Below are 4,161 nucleotides of genomic sequence, written 5' to 3'. Positions count from 1 at the left end.
GATTCCTGAAAATATGAAAATTAAAGATAAAAAATAAATTAATCCTAGTAAAGCATATTCTTGCCTTACTAGGATATTTTAATACTATTCTTGGAATTATTAAAGGTGCTAAAACTTTGACGCTTACATATAAACTTTAAACTTACATTCTTAATAGCTCAACTTTCGCATATAAATTTTAAACTCACATTAGATAAATAAAATTTCTTAATTTAAAATTCACATTTTTACGTTATAACTACGAAAGTTGGATTAATAACTACCTAATATAACTTATAACATTTTCTTTTCTTCTAGGAGCTCTAGTTTCTCCGGCACCTTTATAGCCAAGAGCAACTCCATAGTATGGCTTATATCCTTCTGGTATGTTTAATTTTCTAGCCACCTCTTCATGGTCAAAAGAAAGTTCAATAAGTCCTATCCAAAGTGAACCTATATCTAAACTTTCCGCTGCAAGAAGCATATTTTGTATAGCAGCAGAGCAATCAGTTAATGGTGAATAAGCATCTTGCTTACCTGATACCACCACTAAAGTTGGTGCTCCATGTGTTAAGTCTAAATCTTTATTATTTGCCATATTTCTAAAGCCTTCATCTGAAGAAGTTTTTAATTTTTCCTTTGCCACATTGCTCATAAGCCCAATTAGCTCTCTGTCTTGAATAACAGTAAAGTGCCATGACTGAGCATTACAACCAGAAGGAGCATAGGTACCTGCTTCTAAGATTGCCTGTAATTCTTCTTCTTTTATTTGTTCCTTTTTATAATCTCTTATACTTCTTCTTTTCTTTATGTTTTCTATAACAGTATTCATGTAAATTCCTCCTGTCACATATTATTTGCAATTTTACAAAGATCAACACTTACTTTTCTAAAAAAATTTCTAAAAAAAAGCTTCTTTTTTTAATCTCTCCAACATTTTCCTCTACCCAATAAATCAAGTTTACTAATCTATGAGAAACTATAAAGTTATCATGAACGCTTTCAAGGGCATTAAATTAAAATGACATTAACAGATCTATCAGTAACTATAAAGTTATCATAAACCTGCTTATTAAAATAATATAGCTGTATAATTAATTAAATCCTGTAAAGTAACTAACATATTACTAATTAATTATACAGCAATAATTCAAAATGTAAACATTTTTTGCATACTCAGCCTATAATTTATAAAATTAATGAACCGTCCCCAGGTTGTCCTGCTAAATACTAATAAATATAATGAACCGTCCCCAGGTTGTCCTATTCCGACAATTGAGTCTATATCATATATTCATAAGATTTTATTAAAAAAAAATTATGTGATTTACTCAATTAATTTCTATAAAGTAATTAACATATTACTAATTAATTATACAGCAATAATTCAAAATGTAAACATTTTTTGCATACTCAACCTATAAATGATCTATAAAATTAATGAACCGTCCCCGGGTTGTCCTGGTTTTAAACCTCAAATTTTTTGCATCTTTCATATATTTCTTCGTACACTTGCGCCTTGATGTAAGCTCCTTCTTCCCTGTAATCTTCCTTCACAATATTACAAGTTTCATGAAGCATAGAAACCATAGCCTGCTGGTTATATGGAATAATAAATTCCTTTTGTATAAGTTTTAAGGGAATTTCTTGACCTATAGTTTTTAGCAATAAGTTTAGGTTTTCCCCAGTTGCAGCACTTACTTCTACTATATTCTCATCCTTTAAAAGATTCCTCAAAACTTCTAAGTTAGCTTCAGAAGCTTTATCAATTTTATTAAGAATAATTATGATATTTTTGTTTAACACATTTAACTCTTCTAGCACATCATTAACGGCTTTTATCTGCTCTAAAGCCTCGTTACTTGAAGCATCCACCACATGCAAAAGAACATCAGCTTCTATAACTTCCTCTAAAGTTGACTTAAAAGCTTCTACTAACTCATGAGGAAGTTTACTTATAAATCCAACAGTATCCGATAAGGCAATCTTTCTATTATCCTCTAGAGATATAGCCCTTACAGTAGTATCTAAGGTAGCAAAAAGCATATCTGCCTCAAACACTCCATTTTTTAAATTACTGTTACAAGATGAAATCTCACAAAGCTTATTTCGTAGGGTAGACTTACCTGCATTAGTATACCCCACCAAGGCCACTTTGCTTATATTTCCATTATTTCTATTTTCCCTTTGAACTGCTCTATTGGAAACTACTCTTAAAAGTTCCTCTTTAATATCCTGTATTCTTTTTTCTATATATCTTCTATCTGTTTCAAGCTTCTTTTCGCCAGCTCCTCTTGAACCTATACCACCTTTAACACCTACGCCACCTTTTATCTTATCAAGATCTGCACCAAAACCTCTTAGCCTTGAAAGTCTATGCCTAAGTATAGCTAGCTCTACCTGCAATTTCGCTTGCTTACTTTTAGCCCTTTTTGCAAATATTTCTAATATCAATGTGGTTCTATCTATTACCTTGCATCCAATTCTTTCTTCAAGATTTCTAACCTGTGATCCAGATAATTCATCATCAAAAACCACAAGATTTGCATTTTTAATTTGCCTTAAATAAGCTAATTCTTGAGCCTTTCCTTGACCTGTATAATAAGCTGAATCTATTCTATTCTTTTTCTGAAAAACCTTATATACAGGAAGTACTCTACAAGCCTCTGCAAGTCCCTGAAGCTCCTCTAAACTCTCTTCGCTATCTGTGCTGACTAAAATTGCTCTTTCAACGCCTTCCTCACACACTTCAATCTCTGAAATAATTTTATCTACATACTCAATTTTATCTCTAAACTGAAAATCCATAGACTTTTTAATACTTAAATTTTTAAATTCACTACAAATTAAAGTTTTATCATATACATCACATAAACCTATATTTACCTTAACATCTCCAGTATTCTCCTTAACTCCAATGGATACCACAGCATCTAATTTCATATCTAAAAGAGCTGATATGTCTAGTGAAGAAAGCTTAGGATTTCCACTAGGATGAGTGTGAATTACCCTAATACCGCTAAGTCTTTTCCCTCTATCCTCAATAAATGGCATCTGGGCGCTTCTACTGTCACCAACTATAACGCTAAGAATTTTTCCCTTTCTATCTATAGCTACACTTATTTCCCTTTTTATTATGCTAGTAATCTTATTCATTTCATCTACCAATTCATAAGTAAAAATACTATATTTATCTATACTTATATCATATAAATTTTCAATTCTTTCTAAAATAGATTTTCTTATACCATCAGTATTTCCTTGTATCATAAAATCACCCCTATTTAAATTTAGTAAATAATCTAAGTTCTTTTTTCATTGAAAGTTTTGCTCCATAGGGAGCTTAAAATTATTCTCCGTGAATATAGCCACCACTGCATTCTCATTTAATGTACAATGGAAATTTTACGTTAAGCAGCCATCAGATAAACTAATCTGTAATTGTTTTAATATATTTGTTAAAAATAACGTATTCTCATCCAAATTCTCATTTTCATAACCCCCTTATAAATTAGGAACAAGCTCCATGTGCTCCCGTTTATTTTAGTTATAAAAAAACTGCAGTTACCCTAGAATAAATATCTAGAAGCATACTGCAGCCTTTAGCATAACCTTTGAAAATAAATATAAAAAACCGTAGATTTCTCCACGGTTAATTAACTTATTATATTAACAAAACCGCAGTTTATATATCTGCGGTCAATTACATATATAATATTAGCAAAAAACAACTCATAAATATAAATATCAATATCTTTAAGTATCACTACTTTTAAATATCAATACTGTTATATATTAATATAATGTTGCTTGTATTAAACACAATTTAACTCATACAAACACAAGCCACACTCATTATGATAAATTGCTAATAAATTATAAGAACTTTCTCTGACAGCAGACTGCATATTTTATTGTTAAATTATTTCTCAACTTATTTCCAAATATTAAATTAATCATTTTACAGTCTCCTTTCAGACAGTTTCCATTAATATGATTTATATTATATATTATACAATGGTAGTATTATATTGTAAAGCCCATAGACAAAATAGCAGAGATTTAGCACCTAAATTCCAGTAAAAATTTTATTTTTACTGGAATTGTATCTTTTTACATTTACTTAAAGGGCTGGTAAGCCCGCAGACCGATAGGTCGCAAAAATAGATACACTTACCCCTA

General features: G+C 30.3%; 2 protein-coding genes. Both read right to left on the bottom strand.

Annotated features, from left to right (window positions below):
• Window positions 1–259 precede the first annotated feature (259 nt).
• Window positions 260–811: a nitroreductase family protein gene (locus FGK85_RS14695; RefSeq protein ID WP_138207866.1), complete on the bottom strand. Its 552-nt coding sequence runs from the start codon at window positions 809–811 to the stop codon at window positions 260–262.
• 635 nt (window positions 812–1,446) lie between these two features.
• Entirely contained in the window at window positions 1,447–3,249 is a 1,803-nt protein-coding gene (gene hflX, locus FGK85_RS14690) for a GTPase HflX (RefSeq protein WP_138207864.1), read from the bottom strand.
• Window positions 3,250–4,161 lie beyond the last annotated feature (912 nt).

Source organism: Haloimpatiens lingqiaonensis, from assembly GCF_901447495.1.
Classification (GTDB): domain Bacteria; phylum Bacillota; class Clostridia; order Clostridiales; family Clostridiaceae; genus Haloimpatiens; species Haloimpatiens lingqiaonensis.
This window is presented reverse-complemented; position numbering and strand designations above follow the sequence as displayed.

Bases quoted from the DNA above. Each gene is read 5' to 3' on its own strand.
- FGK85_RS14695 (WP_138207866.1), bottom strand. From the start codon at position 811: ATGAATACTGTTATAGAAAACATAAAGAAAAGAAGAAGTATAAGAGAT.
- hflX (WP_138207864.1), bottom strand. From the start codon at position 3,249: ATGATACAAGGAAATACTGATGGTATAAGAAAATCTATTTTAGAAAGA.